23 protein-coding genes are annotated in these 23,984 nt (G+C 61.7%); 3 read left to right on the top strand and 20 right to left on the bottom strand.

All coding sequences use genetic code 11. The features are described 5' to 3' along the window. Positions 1-13: 13 nt before the first annotated feature. From G7077_RS03300 to G7077_RS03330, 7 genes are all read right to left on the bottom strand, one after another. Complete coding sequence (locus tag G7077_RS03300; RefSeq protein ID WP_206367680.1) at positions 14-1,144, bottom strand: NAD-dependent epimerase/dehydratase family protein; 1,131 nt, start codon at positions 1,142-1,144, stop codon at positions 14-16. 2 nt (positions 1,145-1,146) lie between these two features. After that, positions 1,147-2,223 (bottom strand): GSCFA domain-containing protein, encoded by a 1,077-nt coding sequence (locus G7077_RS03305; protein WP_166410479.1) that lies wholly within the window; start codon positions 2,221-2,223, stop codon positions 1,147-1,149. Beyond that, positions 2,220-2,978: a hypothetical protein gene (locus G7077_RS03310; protein WP_166410480.1), complete on the bottom strand. Its 759-nt coding sequence runs from the start codon at positions 2,976-2,978 to the stop codon at positions 2,220-2,222. The genes G7077_RS03305 and G7077_RS03310 overlap by 4 nt, the downstream gene beginning before the upstream one ends. A gap of 68 nt (positions 2,979-3,046) precedes the next feature. Continuing rightward, entirely contained in the window at positions 3,047-3,889 is an 843-nt protein-coding gene (gene kdsA, locus G7077_RS03315) for a 3-deoxy-8-phosphooctulonate synthase (RefSeq protein WP_166412290.1), read from the bottom strand. A 199-nt stretch (positions 3,890-4,088) separates the two neighbouring features. Beyond that, positions 4,089-5,240 carry a hypothetical protein gene (locus G7077_RS03320; RefSeq protein ID WP_166410481.1) on the bottom strand — a complete coding sequence of 384 codons (1,152 nt, stop codon included), beginning with the start codon at positions 5,238-5,240 and terminating at the stop codon, positions 4,089-4,091. Beyond that, positions 5,233-6,672: a hypothetical protein gene (locus G7077_RS03325; RefSeq protein ID WP_166410482.1), complete on the bottom strand. Its 1,440-nt coding sequence runs from the start codon at positions 6,670-6,672 to the stop codon at positions 5,233-5,235. The genes G7077_RS03320 and G7077_RS03325 overlap by 8 nt, the downstream gene beginning before the upstream one ends. Then, positions 6,669-8,936: a hypothetical protein gene (locus G7077_RS03330; RefSeq protein WP_166410483.1), complete on the bottom strand. Its 2,268-nt coding sequence runs from the start codon at positions 8,934-8,936 to the stop codon at positions 6,669-6,671. Before G7077_RS03330 ends, G7077_RS03325 begins: the two co-directional genes overlap by 4 nt. A gap of 195 nt (positions 8,937-9,131) precedes the next feature. Between G7077_RS03330 and G7077_RS03335 the strand changes: the two genes are divergently transcribed. Beyond that, positions 9,132-9,854 (top strand): hypothetical protein, encoded by a 723-nt coding sequence (locus G7077_RS03335; protein ID WP_206367681.1) that lies wholly within the window; start codon positions 9,132-9,134, stop codon positions 9,852-9,854. Here the strand turns inward: G7077_RS03335 and G7077_RS03340 are convergent. The 5 genes from G7077_RS03340 to G7077_RS03360 all read right to left on the bottom strand — a co-directional run bounded on the left by G7077_RS03340 (position 9,843) and on the right by G7077_RS03360 (position 14,040). Next, positions 9,843-10,604, bottom strand: coding sequence for a DUF5672 family protein (locus G7077_RS03340; protein WP_166410484.1), 762 nt, complete (start codon positions 10,602-10,604; stop codon positions 9,843-9,845). The genes G7077_RS03335 and G7077_RS03340 overlap by 12 nt on opposite strands. After that, entirely contained in the window at positions 10,604-11,416 is an 813-nt protein-coding gene (locus tag G7077_RS03345; protein WP_166410485.1) for a glycosyltransferase family 2 protein, read from the bottom strand. The genes G7077_RS03340 and G7077_RS03345 overlap by 1 nt, the downstream gene beginning before the upstream one ends. Positions 11,417-11,826: 410 nt before the next feature. Beyond that, positions 11,827-12,237 (bottom strand): hypothetical protein, encoded by a 411-nt coding sequence (locus G7077_RS03350; protein ID WP_166410486.1) that lies wholly within the window; start codon positions 12,235-12,237, stop codon positions 11,827-11,829. Further along, complete coding sequence (locus tag G7077_RS03355; protein ID WP_166410487.1) at positions 12,230-13,036, bottom strand: 3-deoxy-manno-octulosonate cytidylyltransferase; 807 nt, start codon at positions 13,034-13,036, stop codon at positions 12,230-12,232. The genes G7077_RS03350 and G7077_RS03355 overlap by 8 nt, the downstream gene beginning before the upstream one ends. Then, positions 13,033-14,040 (bottom strand): KpsF/GutQ family sugar-phosphate isomerase, encoded by a 1,008-nt coding sequence (locus G7077_RS03360; RefSeq protein WP_166410488.1) that lies wholly within the window; start codon positions 14,038-14,040, stop codon positions 13,033-13,035. The genes G7077_RS03355 and G7077_RS03360 overlap by 4 nt, the downstream gene beginning before the upstream one ends. A 548-nt stretch (positions 14,041-14,588) precedes the next feature. Here G7077_RS03360 and G7077_RS03365 point away from each other — a divergent pair. Next, positions 14,589-15,317 carry an outer membrane protein gene (locus tag G7077_RS03365; RefSeq protein ID WP_166410489.1) on the top strand — a complete coding sequence of 243 codons (729 nt, stop codon included), beginning with the start codon at positions 14,589-14,591 and terminating at the stop codon, positions 15,315-15,317. A gap of 106 nt (positions 15,318-15,423) precedes the next feature. Here G7077_RS03365 and G7077_RS03370 read toward each other — a convergent pair whose 3' ends face one another. The 6 genes from G7077_RS03370 to G7077_RS03395 form a co-directional block, all read right to left on the bottom strand. Then, the gene (locus tag G7077_RS03370; protein WP_166410490.1) at positions 15,424-17,475 is read right to left on the bottom strand and encodes an NAD(+) synthase; all 2,052 of its coding nucleotides are present in this window, start codon (positions 17,473-17,475) and stop codon (positions 15,424-15,426) included. Positions 17,476-17,547: 72 nt separating this feature from the next. Further along, a complete protein-coding gene (gene nadA / locus G7077_RS03375) occupies positions 17,548-18,588 on the bottom strand; it encodes a quinolinate synthase NadA (RefSeq protein WP_166410491.1) in 1,041 nt (346 codons plus the stop codon). A 52-nt stretch (positions 18,589-18,640) separates the two neighbouring features. Next, positions 18,641-19,387: a hypothetical protein gene (locus G7077_RS03380; protein WP_166410492.1), complete on the bottom strand. Its 747-nt coding sequence runs from the start codon at positions 19,385-19,387 to the stop codon at positions 18,641-18,643. 69 nt (positions 19,388-19,456) lie between these two features. Continuing rightward, the gene (locus G7077_RS03385; protein WP_246167349.1) at positions 19,457-20,152 is read right to left on the bottom strand and encodes a DUF4230 domain-containing protein; all 696 of its coding nucleotides are present in this window, start codon (positions 20,150-20,152) and stop codon (positions 19,457-19,459) included. Continuing rightward, complete coding sequence (locus G7077_RS03390) at positions 20,149-20,994, bottom strand: MBL fold metallo-hydrolase (RefSeq protein ID WP_166410493.1); 846 nt, start codon at positions 20,992-20,994, stop codon at positions 20,149-20,151. The genes G7077_RS03385 and G7077_RS03390 overlap by 4 nt, the downstream gene beginning before the upstream one ends. Positions 20,995-21,030: 36 nt before the next feature. Beyond that, positions 21,031-21,810 (bottom strand): helix-turn-helix domain-containing protein, encoded by a 780-nt coding sequence (locus tag G7077_RS03395; protein ID WP_166410494.1) that lies wholly within the window; start codon positions 21,808-21,810, stop codon positions 21,031-21,033. A 114-nt stretch (positions 21,811-21,924) separates the two neighbouring features. Here G7077_RS03395 and G7077_RS03400 point away from each other — a divergent pair, with 114 nt between their 5' ends. Further along, positions 21,925-22,317, top strand: coding sequence for a hypothetical protein (locus G7077_RS03400; RefSeq protein ID WP_166410495.1), 393 nt, complete (start codon positions 21,925-21,927; stop codon positions 22,315-22,317). A gap of 53 nt (positions 22,318-22,370) precedes the next feature. Here the strand turns inward: G7077_RS03400 and G7077_RS03405 are convergent, their stop codons facing one another. Then, positions 22,371-23,570 (bottom strand): M56 family metallopeptidase, encoded by a 1,200-nt coding sequence (locus tag G7077_RS03405; RefSeq protein ID WP_166410496.1) that lies wholly within the window; start codon positions 23,568-23,570, stop codon positions 22,371-22,373. A 5-nt stretch (positions 23,571-23,575) separates the two neighbouring features. Then, on the bottom strand, positions 23,576-23,953 hold the full coding sequence (locus G7077_RS03410) for a BlaI/MecI/CopY family transcriptional regulator (protein WP_166410497.1): 378 nt from the start codon (positions 23,951-23,953) through the stop codon (positions 23,576-23,578). Positions 23,954-23,984 lie beyond the last annotated feature (31 nt).

Here is a 23,984-nt window from a genome sequence, read left to right on the forward strand (position 1 = left end):
TCAACACCGCCAGTCACGCCATCAAATTGCGCGCCTTCAACTCAGCATTGGCTTGCTCGAGCAGGTCTTCCGGGACGGGCTGATCTTGAACCCAGCGGACGAAACGTCTCAGCCCATCCTCGACGGTAACGGCAGGTCGAAGGCCCAGCGTGCTCGCAAGCTGTGAAAGGTCTGCGAAATTGTGCCGAATGTCACCGACACGATACTGACCGGTCACGTGCGGCTCGACCTGCCCGCCCATGATGTCCCTTAACAGCTTGGCGACTGCCATGATCGAGGTTGGCTGGCCGGAACCGACGTTCAATGTCGCGCCGCTGCCAATCGGCTGTTCAATGCTACGGAGCATCGCCTGCGCGACGTCCTCGACATGGACGAAGTCGCGGGTTTCCTCCCCATCTTCGAAGATCGGAAGCGTTTGCCCGAGCCGTATCCTCGTCGAGAAAATCGAAAGAAGCCCCGTATATGGGTTCCTCAACGATTGACCTTCGCCGAAGACATTCTGGAACCGCAGGATCGCGTGGGCAATTCCCAGGGCTCCGCACCCCACGCGCACCAGATCCTCTTGCGCAAGCTTGGTCGCAGCGTAGATCGAGGCAGGACTGAGCTTGTCGTCCTCGCGCGTAGCGGTCGCGCTAATGTCGCCTGAGCAGACCGGGCAAACCGGCGTCCACCGGTGGTCGGCAAGTTGCTGAGGAGATCGGGGACCGGGGTATCTACGTGCTCCGCCCGGGTCGCAGCTGTGGCAAAGGTAAGCGCCTTCGCCGTAGACCGACCTGCTTGAGCTCAGAACGATGTTCTGCACACCATGCTGCTGGTTCGCCAATATGTCGAACAACGTGGCGGTGGCCTGGACGTTGACCCGATAGTAGCGGTCAACCTCATACATCGACTGACCCGTACCCGTCTCGGCAGCGAGATGAACGATCGTATCGATGCCCCGGAGCGCCTGCTCGAGGTTTGAGCGAGAGGTCACGTCGCCATGAAGGAACTCTGCGCCAGGAGGCGGAACGTAATCCGGCTGGTCGCCATGGATCTGAGGGGACAGATTGTCGAGGATCGTGACCCCGTGCCCTGCGCCCACGGCCATTCTGGTTAGATGGGTACCAATGAAGCCCGCCCCGCCGGTGATCAGGATCGAGCGCATGATTAGTCGCGGTCCAAGGCGACCTCGTCGCACTCCACCTCGATCATCCGTTGAGCCGCGGCCAGATGCTCGTCCTGCTGGCTTGCGGGCTGCGGACGCGCGGCTGGAGCCTCCGACGGGCCGTCACCTGTGGCATGGGCAAGGAACAAGCGCATCACATGAGCAACCCCGTCCTCGACCACGTTGCGGAGGTCTGCCGCGTAATAGGCGCCGCGGTTGAACGATCCGGTGATGACTTCATATGACGGGAAGTAATGCACATTGTCGAACCGGAGGCGCATCGTTTCCGCGGCTACACGCAGGACCGACTTGGAGTAAGTCGTCGCGGACAAGACATGTGCGCCGGGCTGGGCCGTTGCCACCAGCGGAACCGGGGAAACGGTGAAAATGATCTGCGCCTGCGGATTCACCTCCTTCAGCGAATTCCTGAACTCCGTGAGGTCGGCAATTACGTCTTCAACCGGCTGATTGTAGAATTCGTAGCGCCGGGGATCGAACTTCCCTCCCTCTACGCCCGGGCAAATCGGGAAGACGGCCCCGTCGCTCCGGGTGCGCCAGCACTCCGTCAGGCCCAGTGTGAAGACGAACACATCCAGCTTCTCGAACATCTCACGAACGGCGGCGAGATGCTGCTTCCGATCCGCCTTCAACTCGGCGAGCGAGATATAGCCACCTGGCTGCGTTGTGGGGCGAAAAGGATCGAGAAAATGATCGGGAGCTTCCTTCCAGGCATCTTCAGCCGGAAGAAACTGGCCATAGGCACGCTTGAACAGCTGCAACAATTGGCGCGCCGTATAGATGTTGCCGTAGCGGCACGAGAAAAGACCGTAGTTATGCTTGGCGCGAATTTGTTCGGGCACGATGGGGTGACCCGCCTCGGCAACATAGTAATTGTAGCCGGAGTTCTTGAGGTAACGCGCAATATGCTGAGCAAAGCAGCTGCCGGCGGTTGCAACCTTGGTGTCAACGCCAATCCGAACATTGAACTCGCCGACCGGGTCCACGTCAGCAGGAGCAGGTTCCGCAACGGATTTGCGCCAGAATGCCTTTGCTGGGAGCGACTTATATGGATGTTTCATGAGCTTTTCTCTCGAGCTTTGCCCGACGTCCCTAAGAACCGTTTCTCAATGTCCCTAAGAACACGCTCGCCGTAGAGCCAATTACCGTGGGTAGCATCGTTGGCGTAAAACTCCGGCCGCAAGAATCCCGCCTCGTTCACGGCTCTTGCAGGCGGATCGATGAGTTTGATGCCATATTCTGCGCAAAGCTTGGCCAGAACTTGCCGCTGTAATTGCCAGAATTTGAGGCGCAGCTCGGGAGAAGACACTCCTCGCCGCGCAAGATCTTTCGCAAACGTCGTCTCGTGATTGTTCGCGATATGGTCGTTACTTTCCTTCGGCGGCGGCGGAAGAACGTGGACTACCCGGGCGGAGGTCGCCTCCCGCAATGCCTGAAGCGAACGCCCGTCCCCTGAGCGCAGACCCTTTTCGAAAAGGTGCTCGATGGTTCGGAAAGGTACTAGTTCCAGTCCTTCGCCGACCGCCTGATGTCCGGACGGCAACAGAAAGGTGAATGGCCGTGGGTGTTGGATGGTACTGTAGACCGCGTGCTGATTCCCTCCGATCATGGAGACAACCACATCCTTCGGCTCAAGGTCGCCGACGATTCTAAGAAAAGCCTCGAAGCTGGTGGTGCCGATCCGAACGCCGTTTTTTTCCTTAAGCAGCCGATGGGCCGAAAGCGGCACCGGCTGCCCTTTTCCCTCCCGCTTCAATATCGCGGTTTGGACCGCATGGGCATGGCTGTCACCGAACAGCTGGATGCGCGGCTTCACTCCCTGCTTCTTCTTCGGGACGCCGGTGCTTCCGACCGTCTCCGCTTGGACAAGGGGATTCATCTTCGTCACTCAGTGACCAGTGCGGGGAAGCTCTTCACCAACTGATCGACCTTGCTCACCTGTTCAAGGAACGGCGCCAGCGCATCCAGCGGAAGGGCGCACGGGCCGTCGCACATTGCTTTGTCGGGATCCGGGTGAGCTTCCAGGAAGAGACCCGCAATGCCGACCGCCATTCCTGACCTAGCGAGGGCAGCGACTTGCGCGCGGCGGCCGTCGGCGCTGTCGGACCTGCCGCCGGGTTTCTGAAGAGCGTGTGTGGCGTCGAACACAACCGGCGCCATGGACTTCATCAGGTCCATGCCAAGCATGTCGACCACGAGGTTGTTGTAGCCGAAGCTGGACCCGCGCTCGCAAAGGACGATCTGGTCGTTCCCGGCCTCGGCGCACTTACGAATGATATGCGCCATCTCGTGCGGCGCCAGGAACTGGGGCTTTTTGATGTTGATGACGGCCCCGGTCTTCGCAAGCGCAACGACCAAGTCAGTTTGACGCGCCAGAAAAGCAGGGAGCTGGAGGATATCGGCCACTCCGGCCACGGGTCCCGCCTGGAATGGTTCGTGAACATCGGTGAGGACCGGCACGCCAAATCTCGCCTTGACCGCGGCAAGGATCCTGAGCCCATTTTCAAGCCCTGGTCCTCGAAAGGAGTTGATTGAAGATCGGTTCGCCTTGTCGAACGACGCCTTGAAAACATAAGGGATGCCGAGCGCACTGGTCACGTCGACGAACTTGGCTGCCGTCGCCATCACGACGTCCTCATCCTCGATGACGTTCATTCCGCCGATGAGGACGAAAGGGGCGGAATTATCGAACTTGATGCCGTTCTTGAGGCTTACCGAACCTGACAACACTCTATTTCCTTACCTTCGGCCCTCCCTCGGCAGATCAGTTGGGCATCCGCCGAATGTCACCATGTGGAGAAGCCCATTCGGACCGGCAAGGCTTCCTGCCTTCAGCTCCTCGGCGGCGCATATATCACTCCAGCGGCAAGCGGCAATTCAGTTGACGACGAACCGTGGACGATCATCGTTCAAGCTGGCGAACCCCTCAATCTGTTCGCCCATCAGACCTTTGGCATTCCGTCCTGAATACCGCCTGATCTGCCACGCGCCCCTCGCCTCCTTCGAATGCATCGAACAAGGCCGCAAACCGCCGATAAACATCCAAGGGTTCAAGCGGCATCCCTTGCTGCTCGATCCAGATCCTTTGCGCCGCCAGGATGGCTTCGCGATTAAGCAGCGCCGCCTCGGCGAAACCGATCATGTCTTCAGCGGAGGAGACCTTGGCCAGGCCCGCATAGTGCCCAAGATCAACCTGGCCATCCGGATCCTGCCACACGGCCGTTGGAAGATCGGCGAGCAGCATGTCGATAATCACGGATGACGGCGGCGAGATGCCGAAGGCGAAGTCGCCCAGCCCGAGCCTGTAGAGGGGAGCTTCTTCGAGTTCGACAAAGGGCGGCACACCATGATCGCCCCTTGTTGAAAACCGGCCTCCGGGGTGAGGACGAAGGCGGGTTGCTATTCCCTTCTTGTGAAGACCTCCGGCGGCCTTCCTGAACGCTGTGAGGAATTCCTGCCGAAGCTTGCTTGAGCCGTCGAACCTGACCGAGTGCAGATTTTCGAAGACCATCCCTGCCTTGTTTGACTCGATGGCCAATCGTTTGCCGACCTGAAGCACCGATGTCGGTCCGGTGACGACTACTTTGGGTGCCTGGGACGGCGCAAGCGATGTCAGTTGCTCCAGATCGAACCAGGTGCACAAGATGTCCGCCGCGAACGATGCCGTACTTCCAAACTTTTGAGTGTGGCTCACGCCATGTCGAAGGCCGACACACTCGAACCCGTGCTGAACCGTCACTCTGAGATAATCCGCCCCGGCGTATCGAAAGATGTTGTGGGCGGTCTCATGCTCAGGCGTATTGGACTCACTTGCCGAGAAGAGAAGTCCACCGCCCTCCGAAAGGTGCCGATAAGCGTCGAGATCGTCGCCGAACCTGATCAAGGTCGCGCCTGTCTCTTGGCTGATCGCCTGCAATTCGTGGACCCAAATCCCCGACGTGTCCCGCGCGCCGAACCGATCGGACACAAGCAAGTTTGTATCGAAGCCATAGTCCCTGGCCGCCATGAAGATCAGCGGGCGGAGCACCTGCACATCCTGGAGCAGGTGGATGATGAAGACAGCCTTACGCTTACCCATCCTGTCCAGCCTCCGTCAGGGAAACGGGAATTCGGGCAGTTTCGGAAAGGATGATCCTGACCGGCCCAAGCATCTCGGCCAGCCGTGTCGCAATTTGACGCATTGTATGGCCGTATGTTGCCATCTCGAAGGCGACCGATGGCGCCCCGCGATCATTTTTAGGAAAGCCTGCGGGACGGTCGTCAGCGCGTCGGCGCCAGAACCGCCGGAATCCTCTCCTTCTTTCCGAGCCCAGGAACGCTTCACCCAGTGGGACCCTGCGGAAATCGACGTCGAAGTCCAGTTCCGCCGAGCAATAAGGACTCGCGACCGACAGACCCCCTATCCCAGCAGTGAAATTGTGGACCTCCGCCCGCGTCGCCATCCCATGAACCACGCAGATCCGTGGCTGCTCTTTCTTCAACTGGGGCGGCTCCAGGGTCGCCAGAAAGGAAGAAAGACGAACCGCTTCAGTGTCTTCGCTGCCAAGCTCCTCCAGGTGACGACAATATTCATCCTTCCGGGTGACGGACAGCCGAAGGGTTCCGGCCCTAAGGTCCGCAAGGTATACGGCGGGGTCGCGGTAGATCAGCGGGTCCAGCGCCTCGTACAGGGGATGACCGACCGAAAGAATCTGACATCCGAATGCCAGGCTCGTGAAGGCCCGGTTCAGCGATTTCGCCCGGCTGAAGAGAGCCGGCGAGACCGGCAGGAATGCCAGGTCGGCTCGTTGGAGCACCTCCTGCTCTGCGGTCTCGCTCCACTCAAGCAAGGTGAGGTCGATCGGCAGCCCCGCAAGCATGTCTAACCCGTCCGCGTCCAGCGCACGGCGGTTGGTCAATACCGAGAGTTCAACCTTCACTGCCTGGCTGAGTTCGAGCACGGCAGAGGAATGAGCCGACAGATCGGCTAGCCCGATCTCGAAATGAGGGTTGTCCCCGACGCCGAACCAGCAGGCTCGGATCGCACCAGTTCGGCTTGCTTCCTCCGCCTTGCGATCGGCCAGCGACAGGATCTCCCAAACGGACTGGCTAGGTGCTGGATCGTTCACCACGTGGACTGGAAGGTCGGGACTATATTGCCGGGTGACCTCCGCCAACGGGGGCGTTGAGCATAGTGCAAAGTGACAATCCTGAAGGATCGCCCTCAACCAGTCACGGTAACGAAGCAGCCGGCTGTCCGCATGTTGACTGAAATAGTCGTCGAACAGGTCGACGCCGACCAGTTTGCCGCGGCCTGAGGCAGCTGCCGCGGCAAGAAGCGATCGTGCATCGTGGCATTTGCTGATCACGAGTGCGTCGAAATCCGCGATCAAGGGATTGAAATCGTTGATCGGTTGCAACTGCAAGAAGATGCCGTGAGCTTGCAGACCGGCGGCGAGACGCCCGTATCGAACCCGGGCACCGGCGGACGATTGATAGTTACGCGAAGGTACAAGAACGATCAGCTTCATCCGATCAGCCGCTCAACCTTCGTGGCCGTATCCGCAAACCGCGGGACGACCAGCTCCAAAGTCGGGGCGTCGGAAGCGTTCACGACGGTCGCGCTTACCCTGGCACTGAAAAGATGAACGCATGACACGCTCGTACCGGCGCTCCCTTCCAGCCAGGATTTTGCGACGTTCGAGCGAGCCATCCAAAGGTGGGGAGATGGCGCGGCTACCGAAAAGATCTCGCCCCATAGTTCATCGGCCGCGTCCGATCCGAGGAGACCGCCGGCGTGAATAACCTTGGCATTCAAAGATCCACCGCGGCGTTCTGCAGAGACCATGGCACATGATGCGCTCGCAACTTCGGGATGCTGCAGCATCGCCGCCAGCTCTCCGGCGAGGAGGTTGGAATGCAAAATTACATTTGCCCTCACAATGGCGGTGAGGGGCGTGTCGGTTGCCCGAATCGCATTGCGCGGCGACGCCTGCCTCTGCACCTTGCCGGGGAATAGCTTCGCGGCGGAGCGAGCCTTTGACGCGGTCGCACCTGTCAGAACCAGGACATCCTGCTCCGCGAATGCTTGTAGTGCGATACTTCGAACCTGCTGCTTGAAGACGTCATCCGGCGTGTCTTGAGCGTCGACCAACCAGGTGATTGGCGCTCGGACGGTATTGCGAGCCGCCAAACCACTTACCGGTACCATTCGCTGCTCATCGGACGGCGGCCGCCGCCGGCGCCTGCGGATTGCCACTGGCGTTACCCCGTCTAGCGGACGGCCGCCACTCACGAGTGGCAGCTGTCGCAACAAACCGATGTCCAGACTGCTGATGACCTTTAGGATCTTTTCGGATGCCGAAATCAACAGAGCGGGAAGGCTTGGGTCCTTGTCAGAGACGAGCAGCGGTGCTGGCGTGAGTTCCGCTGCGCTCCCCCCTGTTTCCGCTTGAGCCCGCATCTGAACAAGCCCGCTTATCGTCGGCAGCTGATCCGGCTTCAGAATGAGCCTTTGCGGGCCAGTGCCATCCTCAAGGGCTGACGGGGGTCTAGCCATCGCTAGCCCATTGGCCAAACCGGATCGAACCACTTGAAACCGGAAGATCTGCAACAGCCATTGGCGCAGATCGATGCGGTCGAGGATGCTGTTCGCGGGCTCGCTCCAGTCCACGGCAACATTCTCGACCGGAGCACCATGCAGATGGAGCTGCTTCAGGGCCGCAGTGAGTTGCTGACCCAACGAGGCTACGCTGGAGGCGTCGGCCGTCCTTCCTGAAGCCGCCCACAGAGCTTCGGCATAATGGTCGCCGTTGCGGTAGAGCGAGGGAAACGGAATCACTTCCGCGTGCTCAACCACTCCCTCGGCCGATGTCAGTACCACCAAGACCGGGAAGTAAGGATTGCGTAGCTGGAACTCCGCGACCTGGAGTGACGATCTGACAAGCCCTTCGCCGACCTGGACCGGTGCTGTCCCGGCGCCCGGCACCAACTGAAACCCACGAAACACCAGCGGCCGCGACCCAATTGCCCAGCGGGTGCGCAACCGGACATGGCGGGCGAACCAGCCGTCCACGATCTTGCTCTGGATAGGCGGGCTGGGATCGTCTCCCAGCATTGATTTTGGATGAGCATCGCCGGAAATCCAGCGAAGCTCATCAACGGCGTTCGACAGGAGCGTTTTTTCCGAGGCCGAGGCGTAACCTACCGGCACGTCACCGACGAAGAAGAGGTTCTTGTCGCTTCCGTCCAGTTCCGACCCTCTAACCCACAGAATGTCCCCGGGATCGCTCTTAGGCATTGAGAAGCAAGGCGTTGCGGGACCAAAAAGGTCTGGATCTCCCACCGGCGTACGCGTTGCGCTGCGCTCACCGAAGCCGTGGCGACCTTCAGCCATGCCGAACTCGACAAAGTGCACGAGGGGGTTGATGCCGACGGCAGCGACATCCTCATATGCCTTCAGGTAGGCTGACGTCGTGAACATGGGGCCGGGGTCGCGGCCTTCTCTCCACCCGGTCGCCATAAAGTGATCCAGGGGATGGATCCCCGAGGTTCGAACGTCCTCATACTTCTCAAGGTACCAATGCTCGTCGAAGAACAAGGATTCTGCGACGACATGCTTGGCCTCGGCTCGATCTTCGACCGTAGCAGAGCGGTTCTTGCGGGAGATCAGACGATTAACTCGCGCCTGAATAGCAAGAAGCTTGTCGGTTAACTTGCCCGACTTCAACTCTCTAGGCATCTCGCGACCAACCGGGCGACCGCCGCTGACGGAGCTGACGGCGTCGACTTCCATGGCAGTGACGGTACAGCTCAGGCATTAGTGTGCGTGTCCCCGGCGGCGTGCCCACGTTCACTCCCCGGCAAGATGGAGCGGACTAACGGCTTGGAGCAAAGCGCCAACACAAATCCTAAGTTGGCAATCCGGCGGCAAAGGTGCATTTCTGGGGCGCCATAGCGGTTCGAGTGACCGAGTAGAACAGGGATAGGCATGAGTCTGAAGGTTTTTGTTGGGTATGACAGTCGGGAAGACATCGCCTGGCAGGTATGCCGTCACTCGATTGAACGGCACTCCGACGGAAACGTCATTGTCATTCCCGTGCGCCAGCCTGCCCTTCGTGAGCTCGGCCTCTACACGCGGACTTACGACGTCGGTTCATCGACCGAATTCTCCCTCACTCGCTTTTTGACGCCGTTCCTGTCGGCGCAAGACGGCTGGGTGGTATTTTGCGACTGTGACTTCTTGTTCACGACCGACGTTCGTGAGGTGCTGAACGGGCTCGACGATTCAAAGGCGCTTTACTGCGTCCAGCATGATTACTCGCCCGCGCACGACGTCAAGATGGATGGCAAGAAGCAGACCAGCTACCCACGGAAGAACTGGTCGTCGTTCATGGTGCTGAATTGCAGCCATCCGGATGTGAAAGCCTTGACTCCGGACGTTGTGAACTCGGCCAACCCGGCCTTCCTCCACCGGTTCGAGTGGATCAAGGATCAGAACGATATTGGAGCCCTGCCGCTCGATTGGAATTTTCTCGAGGGTGAATATCCGAAGCTTGAGCGGACACCCAGGGTCATTCACTATACCAACGGCGGGCCCTGGTTCGATCAGTGGCAGAACTGCGACTATGCCGACTTATGGCTGCAGGAGCGCGCGCTTTACCTTGCAGCGCCGGAGGTCTCGTCCGAACCGGAAACGCGGCTAGCGTCCTGATTTGGTGATCGCCGCATCCAGGGCGATCCGCATTTGCCTTCCTAAAGCCGCCTTACTGCCTCCCATCTGCCTGACCAGCAATCGCCAGTCCGCAGCCGCGCTCGTCCGGTCGTCGAGCGACCGGTAGAGAGACCAGAACTTCTCAGGTCCCAGGACGGGAATCAGGTTGAAGATCCCGTGGAAACCGAAGGAATTTCCAGCAGGCGTTCGCTCGTAAGCGAACTGTTGGGCTAGAACGGCGTCGGCGATACGCAACTTGCGCGCTTCGACCAGGTCGCGGTTCAGTCGGCAGATGGCGATGTCTTCCGGATGTCTGACCTCAAAGGCGGGGTCACGGCACAGCTCAAGCAGCCGCCTGCTTCGCAACGAGAAGCCGCCATTGCCGACCTCGTGCCCGTCGTCGAACTGGGGCCATGGCGCGCCGATATAATCGAATTCCAGGAAATCAGGCCGCCATTGCCGTGGATCGATGATGAAACCGTCCCACTGAACCACCAAGCAATGGGACGTCGCAATGTGAGGCGCGAGTTGCTTTAGCATGAAGTGAGAGTAGGCCTCGGCCGAGGGGAGCCGGTCGATCCTTCTGACTTCAATCCCTGGTTCGACCCCTGCGGGCGGGCGGTCGGTCAGGAGGAGAGCCGATCCGAAATCCGCCTGCTCCAGGCACAGCCGCAGCGCTTCGGCGGTCGCCGCGACGTTGACGGACGCGACCGCACATAGGGTGATATCGGGCAGTGAAAGCCTGGTCATCAGACCGCGATCAGGAATTGCTCAGTGAAGGGGCTGAGGTGTGGGTGATGGAATGGATCTCGGCGCTGGTCGGTTTTCCATTTGCGTTTGAGCGCCAACAGTTCCGAGGCGAAGCGAACCCTGTTCCTGCGTGCGCTATCCTTGCCGCGCGATTTGGATTCATGGTGGATCAGGGATGCGCGCGGTTCGTAGACGCTCCCCCATCCCGCCGCGTTCAGCTTCAGGCAGAGGTCGACGTCGTTGAAAGCAACCGGGAAGAGGTCTTCGTCAAATCCTCCGACCTTCAAGAATTTACTCCGCTCGACGACCAGGCATGCCGCCGTCACCGCCGTAACCTCCTGAGGCAACAGATGGCGCGAAAAGTAACCTTCCTCACCCTCCGGAACCAGACGGTGGGCATGGCCGGCCCCGCCGCCAACACCGAGGACGACCCCTGCATGCTGAACACTTCGGTCTGGGTACAGCAATCTGGCACCGACGGCTCCGACGTCGGATTGGACGGCATGGGCAGCGAGGAGGGACAGCCAGTCCCCATCGATCATCTCGACGTCGTTGTTGAGGAAGCAGAGCAATTCCGTGCTGGCCTGCTCGACGGCGCGGTTGTTTAGAGACGAATAATTAAAGGGGCCGGGCATGCGCAGCACGGACGCGCCACCCCGCTCCAGCTCTTCCAGGTAGCGCAACGTCGATGGATCATCACTGCCGTTGTCGACGACGATCAGGCGGACATTCGGGTAATCGGTGGATCGCAAGCCCTCGACGCAAAGGCGCAATAGGTCGCAACCATTACGAGTGGGAATGATGACCGTCATCGTAGGGCCGGAAGAGGGTCTCGCCTTTTCCGTTCGAGGGAGCAGCGGCTGGGGCCTGTCGCGGCGGTGATGAAGGACTAAAGGGAGCCGCTGTGGTGTTCGTCCTGCGGCGAATTCCCGGCGGCCGGCAGACGCAAGGTTCAAGCTGGGACCGGCAAGTGATTTCGCGACGTCCGACCGAACGATGCAGGCGCCTGTGAGATAGTCGTGATGCTCTGCCAGGCGATCGTTCCAGCTTGGCTTGAAATGCGGCAATCGCCGTTCGGTCGCCGGCCCGATCAAGTCATCGTCAGCGTAGATAATGCTGGCCCTCTCCGCGTCCTCAGCGGCCGCCGCATAGAAACGAAAAGCGCCGCTCGAAAGCAAATCACCCGCTGCGACGAAGCAAACCCAAGGAGCATTGTCGCCGCTCAGAGCGGCGCGGGAAGGTCGTCGGAGCCCCTCAAGACGATCGGCGGCCGGGCTGGACCGGCCGCCTGGATGGAAGCAAGGCTTGCTTCGGTCGCGAAAGAATGGGGCTCGCCAGACGGCGCGTAGACGATCGGCTGGATCAGCTCAGGCGCGTCCTTGACTCGCGCTGCGCGCCGCGCTTGCGGCTCGTGCCGCTTGATCCAGAGTGGGTAGGCCCACCTCGAACGGCCGGCGAGTGCCGACAAGCGATGTCGCGAGCGCAGCTTAAGTCCGCGCGCGCGCCACGCCACACCCTGCAAAAATGAGAAGGGGGCAGCGACAAAGGCATCCAGATAGACCCGGGCAGCGAGCAGCCCCGCGGATTGCGCTGGCTCGACTGCTGAACTGTCGGCCCTCAGCCCGTCACTCAATTCCACGCTCTTGCAGTACACGTTCGATCAGTGGAACGTCACTGGGGTTGTTCAACTCGATCGAATCCCAACTGAGTGGGTCCATCGGCACGACGGCGACCGGCAGGCCGAGATCGAGGAAGCGTAGCTGCTCGAGCCCTTCACGTTCCTCCAACTCGGACGGCGGCGCTTGAGCAAACGCGGCAAGCGCGCTCGGCCGATAAGCGTACATCCCAAGATGAAGGTGGATCGGGACCAGATCGGAAGCCGCAGCGCCGTCGGGCAGGTAAGGAATGATCCGCTTTGAAAAATAGAGTGCGCGCAAGTCGCGGGTGAATACAGCGGTTGTTCCACCGACCCGTCCATGACGCGCATCTTCCGCCAAATGCTCGTACGTCGATCGGGCGCAGCGGACGACCGGCGTCGCCATCACCGCCGCTTTATCTTCTTCCAACCGAGCAACAAGTTGTTCGACGATCATGGGCGGCGACAAAGGGGCATCGCCCTGCAGATTGACGATGACGTCCGCGACATTGCCGAGTTTGGCGATCGCATCGGCGCAGCGCTCGGTCCCGTTGGCACATTCTGGCGCCGTCATGACGACCTGGGCACCAAACCGCCGTGCCTCGTCGGCGATCCGATCGTCGTCCGTGGCCACCCAGACGCCAGCGCAGCCCGGGACGGACGCCGCGCATTCCCAGCTCCTCTGGATCAGCGTCTTCTTGACTCCGGACGCGCCGGTCAGAGCAACGAGCGGCTTTCCAGGGTAACGGGTCGACGCGAACCGCGCCGGGATGATGATCGCGAAACTTGCGCTCATTTACCGGCGCTAAGTCCGATCCGCAGGAAATCGTGAACATGGACAATTCCGATCGGAACGTCCGTGTTCACCGGTGCGTCGCGCTCCAGAACGAAAGCGCAGGTAATCTGGCTCTCGTTGAGGAAATGAAGCGCCTCTTCGGCAGGCACATCGCCCATGATCGTCTTCGGATTACGCGTCATGACGGCCTGGGCAGTTGCGGTGCCGAGCTCGTCGAAGTGTCGACGAAGATCGCCGTCGGTAATCACGCCAATCAACCGGCCCGCCTTGTCGACGACACCCGCAATGCCGAACCCGCGCGACGTCATCGTGACGATTACGTCGCGCATCGCGGCGTCTTCGTCGACCAGCGGCATGCGGCGGTGCATCATCTCACACACCGGCGTAAGGCGAAGTCCGATCGAACCAGCCGGGTGAAGAACCTTCATCCGGTCACTGGAGAAGCCGCGCATCTCCATCAAGGCCATCGCAAGAGCATCGCCCAACGCCATTTGGACGGTGGTCGATGTCGTGGGTGCGATGTTGACGGGGCAAGCTTCCCGCATCGCCGGCAGCAGAAGCTTAACGTCCGCGGTCTGCATCACCAGCGAGTCGAGCCGGGAGGCGACGCCGATGATCTTCACCCGAATACTTGCCGCGTAGCGGAGGAAGGCGCGAAGTTCGCTGGTATTGCCGGAATTGGAGATGACGACGAGCACGTCGCCGGGGACCAGCATTCCAAGGTCGCCATGCGCGGCTTCGGCCGGATGAACGTAGATGGCCGGGGTTCCCGTGGCCGCCATCGTTGCCGCCCATTTGCGGCCGATATGACCCGACTTGCCCATTCCCGTCACAACGACGCGGCCGGTGGCCGAGAATATCAGGTCGCACGCGTCCACGAACGTTTGGTCGAGGCAATCGGCGAGCTTGTGAACGGCTTCAGCTTCAAGCGTCACAACTTCGACGCCACGCCGCAACAGCGCTTCCGGCGATGGAATCGCGCGAAGCGAGGGCTGAGCAATCATAAAACCTCCAAACCCAAGGTCCGCTCGGCCAGACCGACTCACGCAACACGGCCTTTATAGGAAAAATCGGAACCGGGCCTTCGGCCTCCGGTCCACCTTGGATGATTTTCCGATGCCCTTTTGCGCTGCAGCGTCAGTCTGATCCGGTGGCAGCTCCCTCAGAATAGCCCGGCAAATCAGGCAATCACATGATTGACGCGGTGTTAGACTAATTGTGCGTGAGTTCAACCTGCTGTGCGCCTGCGAACATCGTCATTGGGGTCAGTATGGAGGGCAATCGGCGCTATTACCGAGAGAGAGCATGTTGCACATGCGCAACAAACTGATGCTATAAGATATCCTGCTCGGAACCAATCAGGTTCTTTGGCGTCTGATCAGTTGCCAAAGGGACATCCGTCACTAGCTAAGGACTGCAAGGAACTGTAACGAAGCCGATACGATCCTGGCCTTGGTTGGGGATCGTGTTCGTCATCAACAGGCTCGAAGCGGACAGAAATAAAAGGTTCACGGCAAGAATCTGCTGTGGTGTTTGTGAAAGGGGAAGTGAAATGACGCTTATTCGATTGGGCGCCTTTACGGCGTTGGCACTGGTGATGAGCCAGCAAGCCAGTGCGCAGGAATTCCGCGGCGTTCGCGCCGAAGTCAACGGCGGCGTCGACCGCTTCTACTCGGAAGGCAACAACGATACCGGCCTCGCAGTCGGTGGCGCTGCCGGCCTCGACTTCGACCTTGGCGGTCTGGTCGTCGGTCCGGAAGTTACCTTCCTCTGGTCTCCGCGTGAGAACGTCACTCGTGACGGTCCGGGCGTTGCGTATCGCAAGTCGTTCGAGGAGTGGGGCTTCGGTCTTCGCGCCGGTACGCTGATCACGCCGGACACCTTGGTGTACGCCAAGGGCGCGTTCGTCGTGAACGAGCAGCGCAAGCGCTTTGACGCGGACACGGTCGGCGATTATTACAACCACTACCGCACCCGCGGTTGGCAGGTTGGTGGCGGCATCGAGCAGATGCTGAGCGAGCACTTCTACGTGAAGGCGGAAGGCCGCTACTCCAACTATCGCACGGACTCGTCGCGCCTGACCGGCCTTCTTGGTCTCGGCGTCCTGTTCGGACCGGCCGCGCCTGCTCCGGTCGTTGCGCCGCCGCCGGCTCCGGAGCCTGCTCCGCCGCCCCCGGCTACGCAGACCTGCCCGGACGGTTCGGTGATCCTGGCGACCGACGCGTGCCCCGTGCCGCCGCCGCCGCCGCCGCCGCCGGCGCCGGAACCGGAGCGCGGCTAAGCCACGCTTCGCTTTCAAGCGAACAAGGAAGGGGCGGACTTCGGTCCGCCCCTTTTCTTTTATTTTACGAAGGAAGGCGTTCGTGCTGAGAGGCGCGCCTGCCCGCTTAGCTGCGCGGGATGGTGGCCAGGTCGGACATCCAGGCAGACGCCGTGCCATCAGACGGCGCACGCCAGTCGCCGCGAGGACTGAGGCTGCCCCCGGCCAGCACCTTGGGGCCGTTCGGAATGGCGCTGCGTTTGAACTGGCTCAAGACGAAGAAGCGGTGCACGAAATTCTCTAACCAGTGGCGGATCACCGGCAGGTCGTATTCCGCCTTGTTCTTCTCCGGGAAGGCTCCTGGCCAGTTGCCGAGGTTCCGGTCTCGCCAGGCGTGCCAGGCAAGGAAGGCAATCTTGCTCGGCGCCTGCCCCTGCCGAAGCGTGTAATAGAGGAAGAAGTCGTTCAGCGCATAAGGACCGACCTTATCCTCGGTGCTCTGCATCTCCCCATTCTCGTCCGCTGGGACCAATTCGGGCGAGATTTCCTGATCCAGTATGGCGGTGAGTACCTCCGCTGTCTCTGCATCGAACTGCTTCGACTCCACCGTCCAGCGGATCAGATACTGCATCAGCGTCTTCGGTACGCCCGTATTCACGGCATAATGGCTCATGTGGTCGCCGACGCCATAGGTCGCCCAGCCCAGGGCCAGTTCCGACAGATCGCCGGTGCCGACGACAAACCCGCCATGCTGGTTGGCCAGACGGAACAGATAGTCGGTCCTGAGGCCCGCCTGTACATTCTCGAAGGTGATATCGTACACCTTCTCACCCTTGGCGAACGGGTGCCGCATGTCCGCAAGCATCTGTTGAGCCGCAGGACGAATGTCGATTTCCTCCGCGCCGACCGCCATCGCCTGCATCAGTTTCCAGGCATTGGCCTTGGTCCCCTCGCTCGTTGCAAAGCCCGGCATGGTGTAGCCCAGGATGGTGGAGCGCGGCAGACCCATCAGGTCGCACGCCTTCGCGGCGACGATCAGGGCATGGGTCGAATCCAGACCGCCGGAGATGCCGATCACCAGATGCTTGGCCTTGGTCGCTTCCATGCGCCGGACCAGCCCGTCCACCTGGATGTTGAAGGCTTCATAGCAGTCCTGAGCCAGCCGCTCCGGCCGATTAGGAACGAACGGAAAGCGGCGCAGCTTGCGGATCAGGCCGGTGTCGCCATCCTGCAGATCTAGGTTGAACTGGATGCGCCGGAATCTGGTTTCCGGCTGGCCGGCGAAGCTCGCGGCATCGTTGTGGGTGCCCGTCCGCATCCGGTCCAGAGCCAGACGCCGCACGTCCACGTCGGCATAGATCACGCCCGGATCGCGGCAGAAGCGCTTGGACGCGGCCATCTCCTCGCCGAGCTCGAAAATGACGCTCTGCCCGTCCCAGGCAACGTCGGTGGTGCTCTCCCCTGCCCCGGCGGCCGCATAGACGTAGGCGGCGGCGCAGCGGTTCGATTGCGAGGCGCACAGCAGCGAGCGCTCGTCCGCTTTGGCGATGGTAATGTTGGAAGCCGACAGGTTGCACAGCACCGTCGCTCCGGCGAGCGCGCCCGCGGTGGATGGCGGCGTCGGCGACCAGAGATCCTCGCAAATTTCCGCGTGGAAGCAGAAGTCCGCATAGTTGCCGGCGGCGAATAGCAGGTCGACCCCGAAGGGCGCTTCCCGGCCCGCCACCGTGATGGTGGCGCGGCACTGGTCGTGGCCCGAGGCGAACCAGCGTTTTTCGTAGAATTCGCGGTAGTTGGGCAGGAAGGTCTTGGGGACGACGCCAAGGATCGTGCCGGCGTGAATGGCGATCGCGCAATTGTAGAGCCGACCGTTCCGGCGCAGCGGCGCTCCCACCAGCAGCACCGACCGCAAATCATTGCTTGCGTCCACGATCCTCGCAATCGCCGCCTCGCTCAGGTCGAGCAAAGCCTGTTGAAGGTGAAGATCGTCAATGGCGTAGGCCGATACGCACAGCTCAGGAAAGACGACCAGGTCGGCACCCCGCGCATGAGCCTCCTGGGCAAGCGCGATTATGCTGTCGGCATTGGCTGCCGGGTCGGCGATCGTCACCCGGGGCCGCGCCGCCCCTACCCGCACCAGTCCGTGCCGGTGGATGGAGGTGAATGGCAACTCAGTCATCACGGTCCCTTCAGAGGCAGCCTTGGCATCGCCTTTAGCGGCAAGACGCCGTGCGGACCAAATCGCTCCCGCTCAGTCGCCCGTGATGCGCGGATCGATGTCCTGCGGCTCGGCTGGCACGTGCAACTGCGGCTGTCCTACATCACCCTTGCCGACCGTGTTGCCGGCCATCTCCAGCATCCGCTCCAGCGGGACCCGGGCACGGTTCATCAGGTCGGTGCTCATCTCGATCCGCGGCTCGAGGTCGCGCAGCGCAACGTACAGTTTCTCCAACGTATTCAGCGCCATATATGGGCACATGTTGCAGTTGCAGTTGCCGTCGCCCCCAGGCACCCCGATGAACGTCTTGTGCGGCGCAGCCTTCACCATCTGGTGAATGATGTGCGGTTCCGTCGCGACGAGTACCGTATCGGCATCGGTCGTCAGCGCGAAGTCTAGGATCGCCTTGGTCGACCCGACGATGTCGGCGTGATCAACGATGTGGGGCGGGCATTCCGGATGCGCCGCGACCGGCGCGCCGGGATGCTCGGCCATCAGCTTCAGCAATTCGGTCTCGCTGAACGCCTGGTGCACGATGCAGATGCCGGGCCACAGCAGCATCTCGCGACCCATCTTGCGCGATAGGTAACCGCCGAGGTGACGGTCAGGACCGAAGATGATCTTTTGGTCCTTGGGGATTTGGTCGAGAATGGTCTGGGCCGAGGAACTGGTGACGATGATGTCGCTCAGCGCTTTCACCTCGGCCGAGCAATTGATGTAGGTCAGCGCGATATGATCCGGGTGCGCCTCCCGGAACCGCTTGAACTGGTCAGGCGGGCAACTGTCCTCAAGCGAGCAGCCGGCGTCCATATCGGGCAGGATGACGGTCTTCTGCGGTGAGAGGATCTTCGCCGTCTCGGCCATGAAGCGGACGCCGCAAAAGGCGATCACGTCCGCATCCGTGGCCGCTGCCTTGCGCGACAGGTCGAGGCTGTCGCCGACGAAATCGGCTAGATCCTGGATCTCGGGCTTCTGGTAATAGTGCGCCAGAATAACCGCGTTGCGCTCGCGCTTCAGCCGCTCGATCTCGGCAAGCAGATCGAGGCCCTTCAGGCTCGCGGTTTGAACGGTCATTCGTGGCTCTCCCGGGCGGGGCCGCTTGCCCCCGCCCCAGATAAGAACCGCGCTAGCCCGCCGCAACTCCGTTGGCGAAGGCGACGACAGGCGGCAGTATGGCAACCACCTCGAGCAACACGTGCGACAGTGTCAGCAGCGCAGCCACGGCAATCGTTGCGGGGTGGACGGCGCCAAGCACCTTGCGATCGTGCCGCGCGAGCACGCCGACGAAGATCAGCTGGATGGCCAGCGTTACCCACTCGCCCCAAGGCATGATGAGCGGCATCGGCAGCAAACGGCCAAGCGCGGGCTCCAGAAGCATGAACATGGCGCCGAGCATCACGCGGCGGTGCCACTGCACCTGCTTGCGGAGCGCGATCGCCCAAGCGACCATTCCTCCAAAGAACAGCGCGCCGACGCTTGTCAGCGTCAGGAAATAAGGCGGCGAGAAGAATGGCGGCTGCCGGCCAAGCGACAGCGAATTGTAGCCGACGAGCACGAAGGTCACGCAGATGACCGCCGCTAGAACGGCCGAAACCCAGCCCAACTTGCGGTGGATGCCAAGCTCGCCTTTGTGGACGAGGAGGTTCTGCGCGATGAAAATGCCGAGCCAGCTCACCATCAGGCCGGCATGAAGGTGCACCATCGCGGGTGCCTCGCCGAACCTTGTGAACCCACGAGCGGCGAATTGCAGAAATCCGAACATGATGAAGGCGGCCAGAACGACCGCATAGCGAACGAAGAAGCCCTGATCGGCCATATAGCCACGCTGCCGCACGGCGGGCGCAGCACCAGCATCCTGAACTTGAGTAGCCATGTGAAAACCCCCGTGTCCTCCCCCCGAGGACGACAAATTGTTTACCGCTTTTCAGCGCCGGTGAAAAGATCAGCGCCGCTTACGCGCAGCCTCCTCCAGCACCTCGTTATAGCTTCGGCTCTGGTCGATGTAGGACGGATCACGCGTACCCGACTCGAACGGGAAGCGGGCCACGACCTTCGCATCCTCGAAGCCCGCGGCGCGAAGGGGCATGGCGAAGCTGCGCGCGATGGCCTGCCTCGCCGCTTCCCTGGCCAGGCGCATCGGCGTGTCGGCCGCCGCCTGCTTTCGTAGGTCCGTTACTGCAGCGGCCCGGTTCGCCTGATCGAGCTGCGGCTGCGTGTTGGCAATGGCGCCGATGATACCGCCGCCGCCATATTCCCGCGCCTTGGCGAGATCGACTTCCGGCCCTGCGACTTCAACGTCGGGTATCGTCACGGTCAGTGTTTTGGAACCCGCGTCCCACCGCACGTCGCGGTCGCCCAGCTTGGCCAAGTCCACCTCATAGCGAACGTCGCCCGGCAGAATCAGGGTACGCTCGTTTGAAAAGCCGAAGCGGCTCACCTTTGACGTGGTGACGGAGACGTAACGGGCGGCGAAGACGTTCAGCCGGCTCTGAGCCCGCATTGATTCGAGGCTGGCCGATGCGATGGTCTCCGGCTTCGGGCCGCCGATCACCCGGTCGAACAGGCCGAGCGTCCCGCCGAGCAGAAGCCCGATCAGCAGCGCCGCGGCGACAGCACCCGCCACCATCCATTTCTTCAACGACCGATCCATAACTCTCCCGCACGCTCAACGAGCCCGCGCCTTTCCAGGTCCAGAAGATGTGCCAGCACCGTGCCGCCGGCCGCTGGCACGAGCTTCGGGTCGAGCCCCGGATAGCCCTCCGCGACGATCGCGGGAATGTCGCGTGCTCCACCTTCGAGGATGCGTTGGATCTGACGCTCGCGCTGCATCCGGTGGCCAAGCATGCCGCGGATCAACTGCTTCGGCCTCGTCACCGCAGGGCCGTGGGCCGGGTAATAGACCCGGTCGTCGCGTCCCTGGAGCTTTCCAAGGCTCGCCATGTAATCAGCCATGTCGCCGTCGGGCGGGATCACAACCGTCGTCGACCAACCCATCACATGGTCCCCGGTGAACAAGGCACCGCGATAGGCGAAGCATAAGTGATTGGAGGTGTGGCCGGGCGTAGCGACGACCGCGACCTCCCACCCATCGACCTCCAGCGTATCACCGTCCCGCAGTTCGCGGTCGGGGCGATAGTCGCCGTCGAATGCTGCGTCGGCTCTGGGACCCACCGACTCCAGCGCCAGTGGAGCGCATCCCATCACCGGCGCGCCGGTCAGCTGTGCCAGCGGCCGGGCCGCAGGACTGTGATCGCGATGGGTGTGAGTAACGAGGATGGCGCGAAGTGGCCGAGATCCGATCGCTACTCGAATGGCGTCCACATGATCATCATCGGCGGGTCCCGGATCGATGACGGCGACCTCCGCATCACCGATGAGGTAGGTCTGTGTGCCGGTAAAGGTGAACGGCGACGGATTGTGTGCCAGCAACCGGGCAATGCCGGGCTCAAGCTGTTCCAACTGGCCGTAAGGTGCGTCCACCGCCGCCCTGTCGCACGAAGCGGAGGGGCAAGGAAGTCAGCGGAGGGACTTGAGCCTTTCGGAAGTCGCCTCGTCCGCCGGGAAAAAGCTCTCGATCGTTACTTCCGACAAGGTGACTTCGACGGCTGTTCCAAAGACGGTGGTGGTCGACAGAAAGGACAATGGGCCTGCCGGGGAATCCAGAATGAGCGGCGACGCAACCTCCGAGAGCTGATGATGGCCGCTGGATGCCGGCGCAGGATAGGACTTCAGCTCCTCCAGCAATGCGGCAAGCTGAGGGTCGCCGCTCGCGCGCACTTGCCCGCCTAAACGGGCGAGCAGGTGAGCCTTCCACTCGGCCAGGTTGGCTATGCGGGGCGCGAGACCCTCGGGATGAAGGCTGAGCCGAAGCACGTTGGGCTGCGGGACGAGCAACGCGCCGGCGACGCCCTCGATCAATGTGTGAACCGCCGCATTAGCGTGAAGCAGGTTCCAGTGGCGATCCACCGCCAGTGCGGGAAAGGGCAGATGACCGTCGATGATCCGCTCGACCGCCGCGCGTGCTGCGGCAAGGCTTGGGTGATCGAACGGACGCTCGGCCACGTCCGGTGCAAATCCCGCCGCAATCAGCAACGCATTGCGCTCCCTGGGCGGTAGGTCGAGGCTGGCGGCGAGCCTGGCGACCATCTCCCGTGACGGCGCCGACCGGCCAGTTTCGATGAAACTCAGATGCTTGGTGCTGATGTCCGCTTCGCAAGCGAGGTCCAACTGGCTCATCCGCCGGCGTTGCCGCCAGGATCGAAGCTGCTCGCCAAGTCGGCAATCCATGTAGCTCATAACCGCCTTCTAACGTTCGCCCGGCGCAGGAGCCATTACCTCGGCGGTAATCGACCTGCACCGCCCGGCGCGCGAACTTCGGAGCAGGGAATCGTCCCTTGCTGGAGACCGGACATGATCATCTCACCTTTCCTACGCACCATATTGAAGCTCGACAGCGCCAGCTGCCTGATCATGGCAGCAGGCCTGATCCCCGCCTCCAAACTGCTGGAGCCAATGCTTGGGATGCCGACCGCATTTCTGGCGGCCGCCGGGGCCAGCTTGCTTCCCGTCGGGCTATTCATCCTATGGCTGAGCAGCCGTCGCGAAGCGGCGAAAAGCCTTGTGCTGCTGGTAATCGCCGGAAACGTCGGCTGGGTCGCGGCGAGCTTGCTGTCGCTGGGCTGGTTGCAGGATCGAACGGCGCTGGGAACGGCGTTGCTGTTGGCGCAGGGGGCGGCAGTGGCCTTGTTCGCCATGCTCGAATGGCGCGGCCTTCGCGAGTCCGCCTGGGCATCTGCCGCTTAAGGGCGAAAGGCGTTCCCGGTCGGCGTTTGGCCGGGAACGCCCCTTCAAGGCACCTAGCTGCCCGCCTTCAGCTCCGCGATGCGGGCCTTCAGCTTGGCAGCCAGTTGCGCCTTGTTCTCGGCCGGCATGTCACTGTCGCCCTCGACCCGGCTGAGAACCTTTTCCAACGATGCGGCGGTTTCCGCCTTGGTCGTGCCCGCCTTGGCGCAGATCAGCATGCGGGTGCGGGTCTTTTTCTCAGCCGTCGGCGTCGCATTGACGTCAGCTTCGAACTTCTCGCCGTTGCAGGCTGCCATCTTGGCTTTGACCTCGGACGGCAGCGCTCGGCGAACCTGATCGCCGCCGCCGATCTGGCGTATTTCGATCCGCTCGACGACGTCCTTTTCCTGAGCGGCGACGGGTGCCGCCAAGGTCAGGCCCGCACCGGCGAGCACGAGGGCGATCGCGCCGCCGGCGAGCTGCCGGCCGCGGCTGGGCATGTTGTTCAGCATTGTCAGTCTTTCCTTCAATTCGCCGATTGGAGTGAGGGCACAGACGGTTTGCGGCATCGGCTGCGCGGCACAGCGCAGGATTGTCTGCGCATATTTGTGCCGGGCGTCGCTGCCGCGAATGTCGATCAGGCTGGCATCGCACGCGGCCTCAAGGTCGCGCCGGAACAGCCGATGAGCGATGTGAGCGATGGGATTGAACCAGTGGAGCGCAACCATGAACAGCGCCGCCGCACTGGCAAGGAGGTCGCCGCGGCGATGATGCATGGCTTCGTGAGCAAGTGCCAGTTCCCGCTCCGCTGCATCGAAGCGACTTGCAAAGTCGATGGGCAGCAAGATGTACCGACGCAGGATACCTGCGGCCGCAGGACCGGTCACGGCGCTTGTCAGCAGCACGGTAAAGCCAGGAACCGCTGCGTCCGTAAGAGGCCGGCCAGCCTGCACCGCACGAAACATGAAGCGGCGGTAGTTCAGCAGGTGCCACAACAAAAAGGAACTCGTCCCAGCTAGCCACAGAGCGAAAGCGCCTTGAGCCAAAGAAAAGGTCCAACCTGCGGTCAGAGCTGGAGCAGGTGCGATCGCACCGAGGTCGATCATCACGGTCCGATCAGGAACCTGGATCGCAAACGGCGGCAGAAGGAGCCGCGTCGTGGGAACAAGCCAAAGCGCATAGGCTGCCCGCGCACCAAATGCGCGAGCGACGGGGCCGCGCAACACCAGCACCACAAGGATGAGGACGGCCGTCGCCGCCAGTGTCTCCGCCACCCAACTCATTTCCGCAGGCTCCGAACCAGTTCTTCCAGTTCATCGAGATCCTTCGGGTCGAGATCGCGCTGCTCGGCCAGTTGCGCGACCAAAGGCGACACCCGGCCACCGAACAGGCGGTCCACCAGGCCGGTGGCCTGCCGCGCCGCAATGACATCCCTTTCGACCGCAGGACGATATAGAAAGCGTCGTCCGTCTGCCTGGGTCGCAACAGCGCCCTTGGCCGCAAGCCGCGCCAGCAATGTCTTGACCGTGGTCAGGCTCCAGCCGAGGCGGCTACCCACCTGTTGCGCCAGATCGGACGCGGTCATGGGCGAGTCGTCCCACAACGCCTGCATCAGCTGCAGCTCGGCGTCACTGACCTTGATCTCTTGTTCGCTCATGACGACTACAAGTGTAGTCGACGCCCTGAAC

The organism is Sphingomonas piscis, assembly GCF_011300455.1.
Classification (GTDB): domain Bacteria; phylum Pseudomonadota; class Alphaproteobacteria; order Sphingomonadales; family Sphingomonadaceae; genus Sphingomicrobium; species Sphingomicrobium piscis.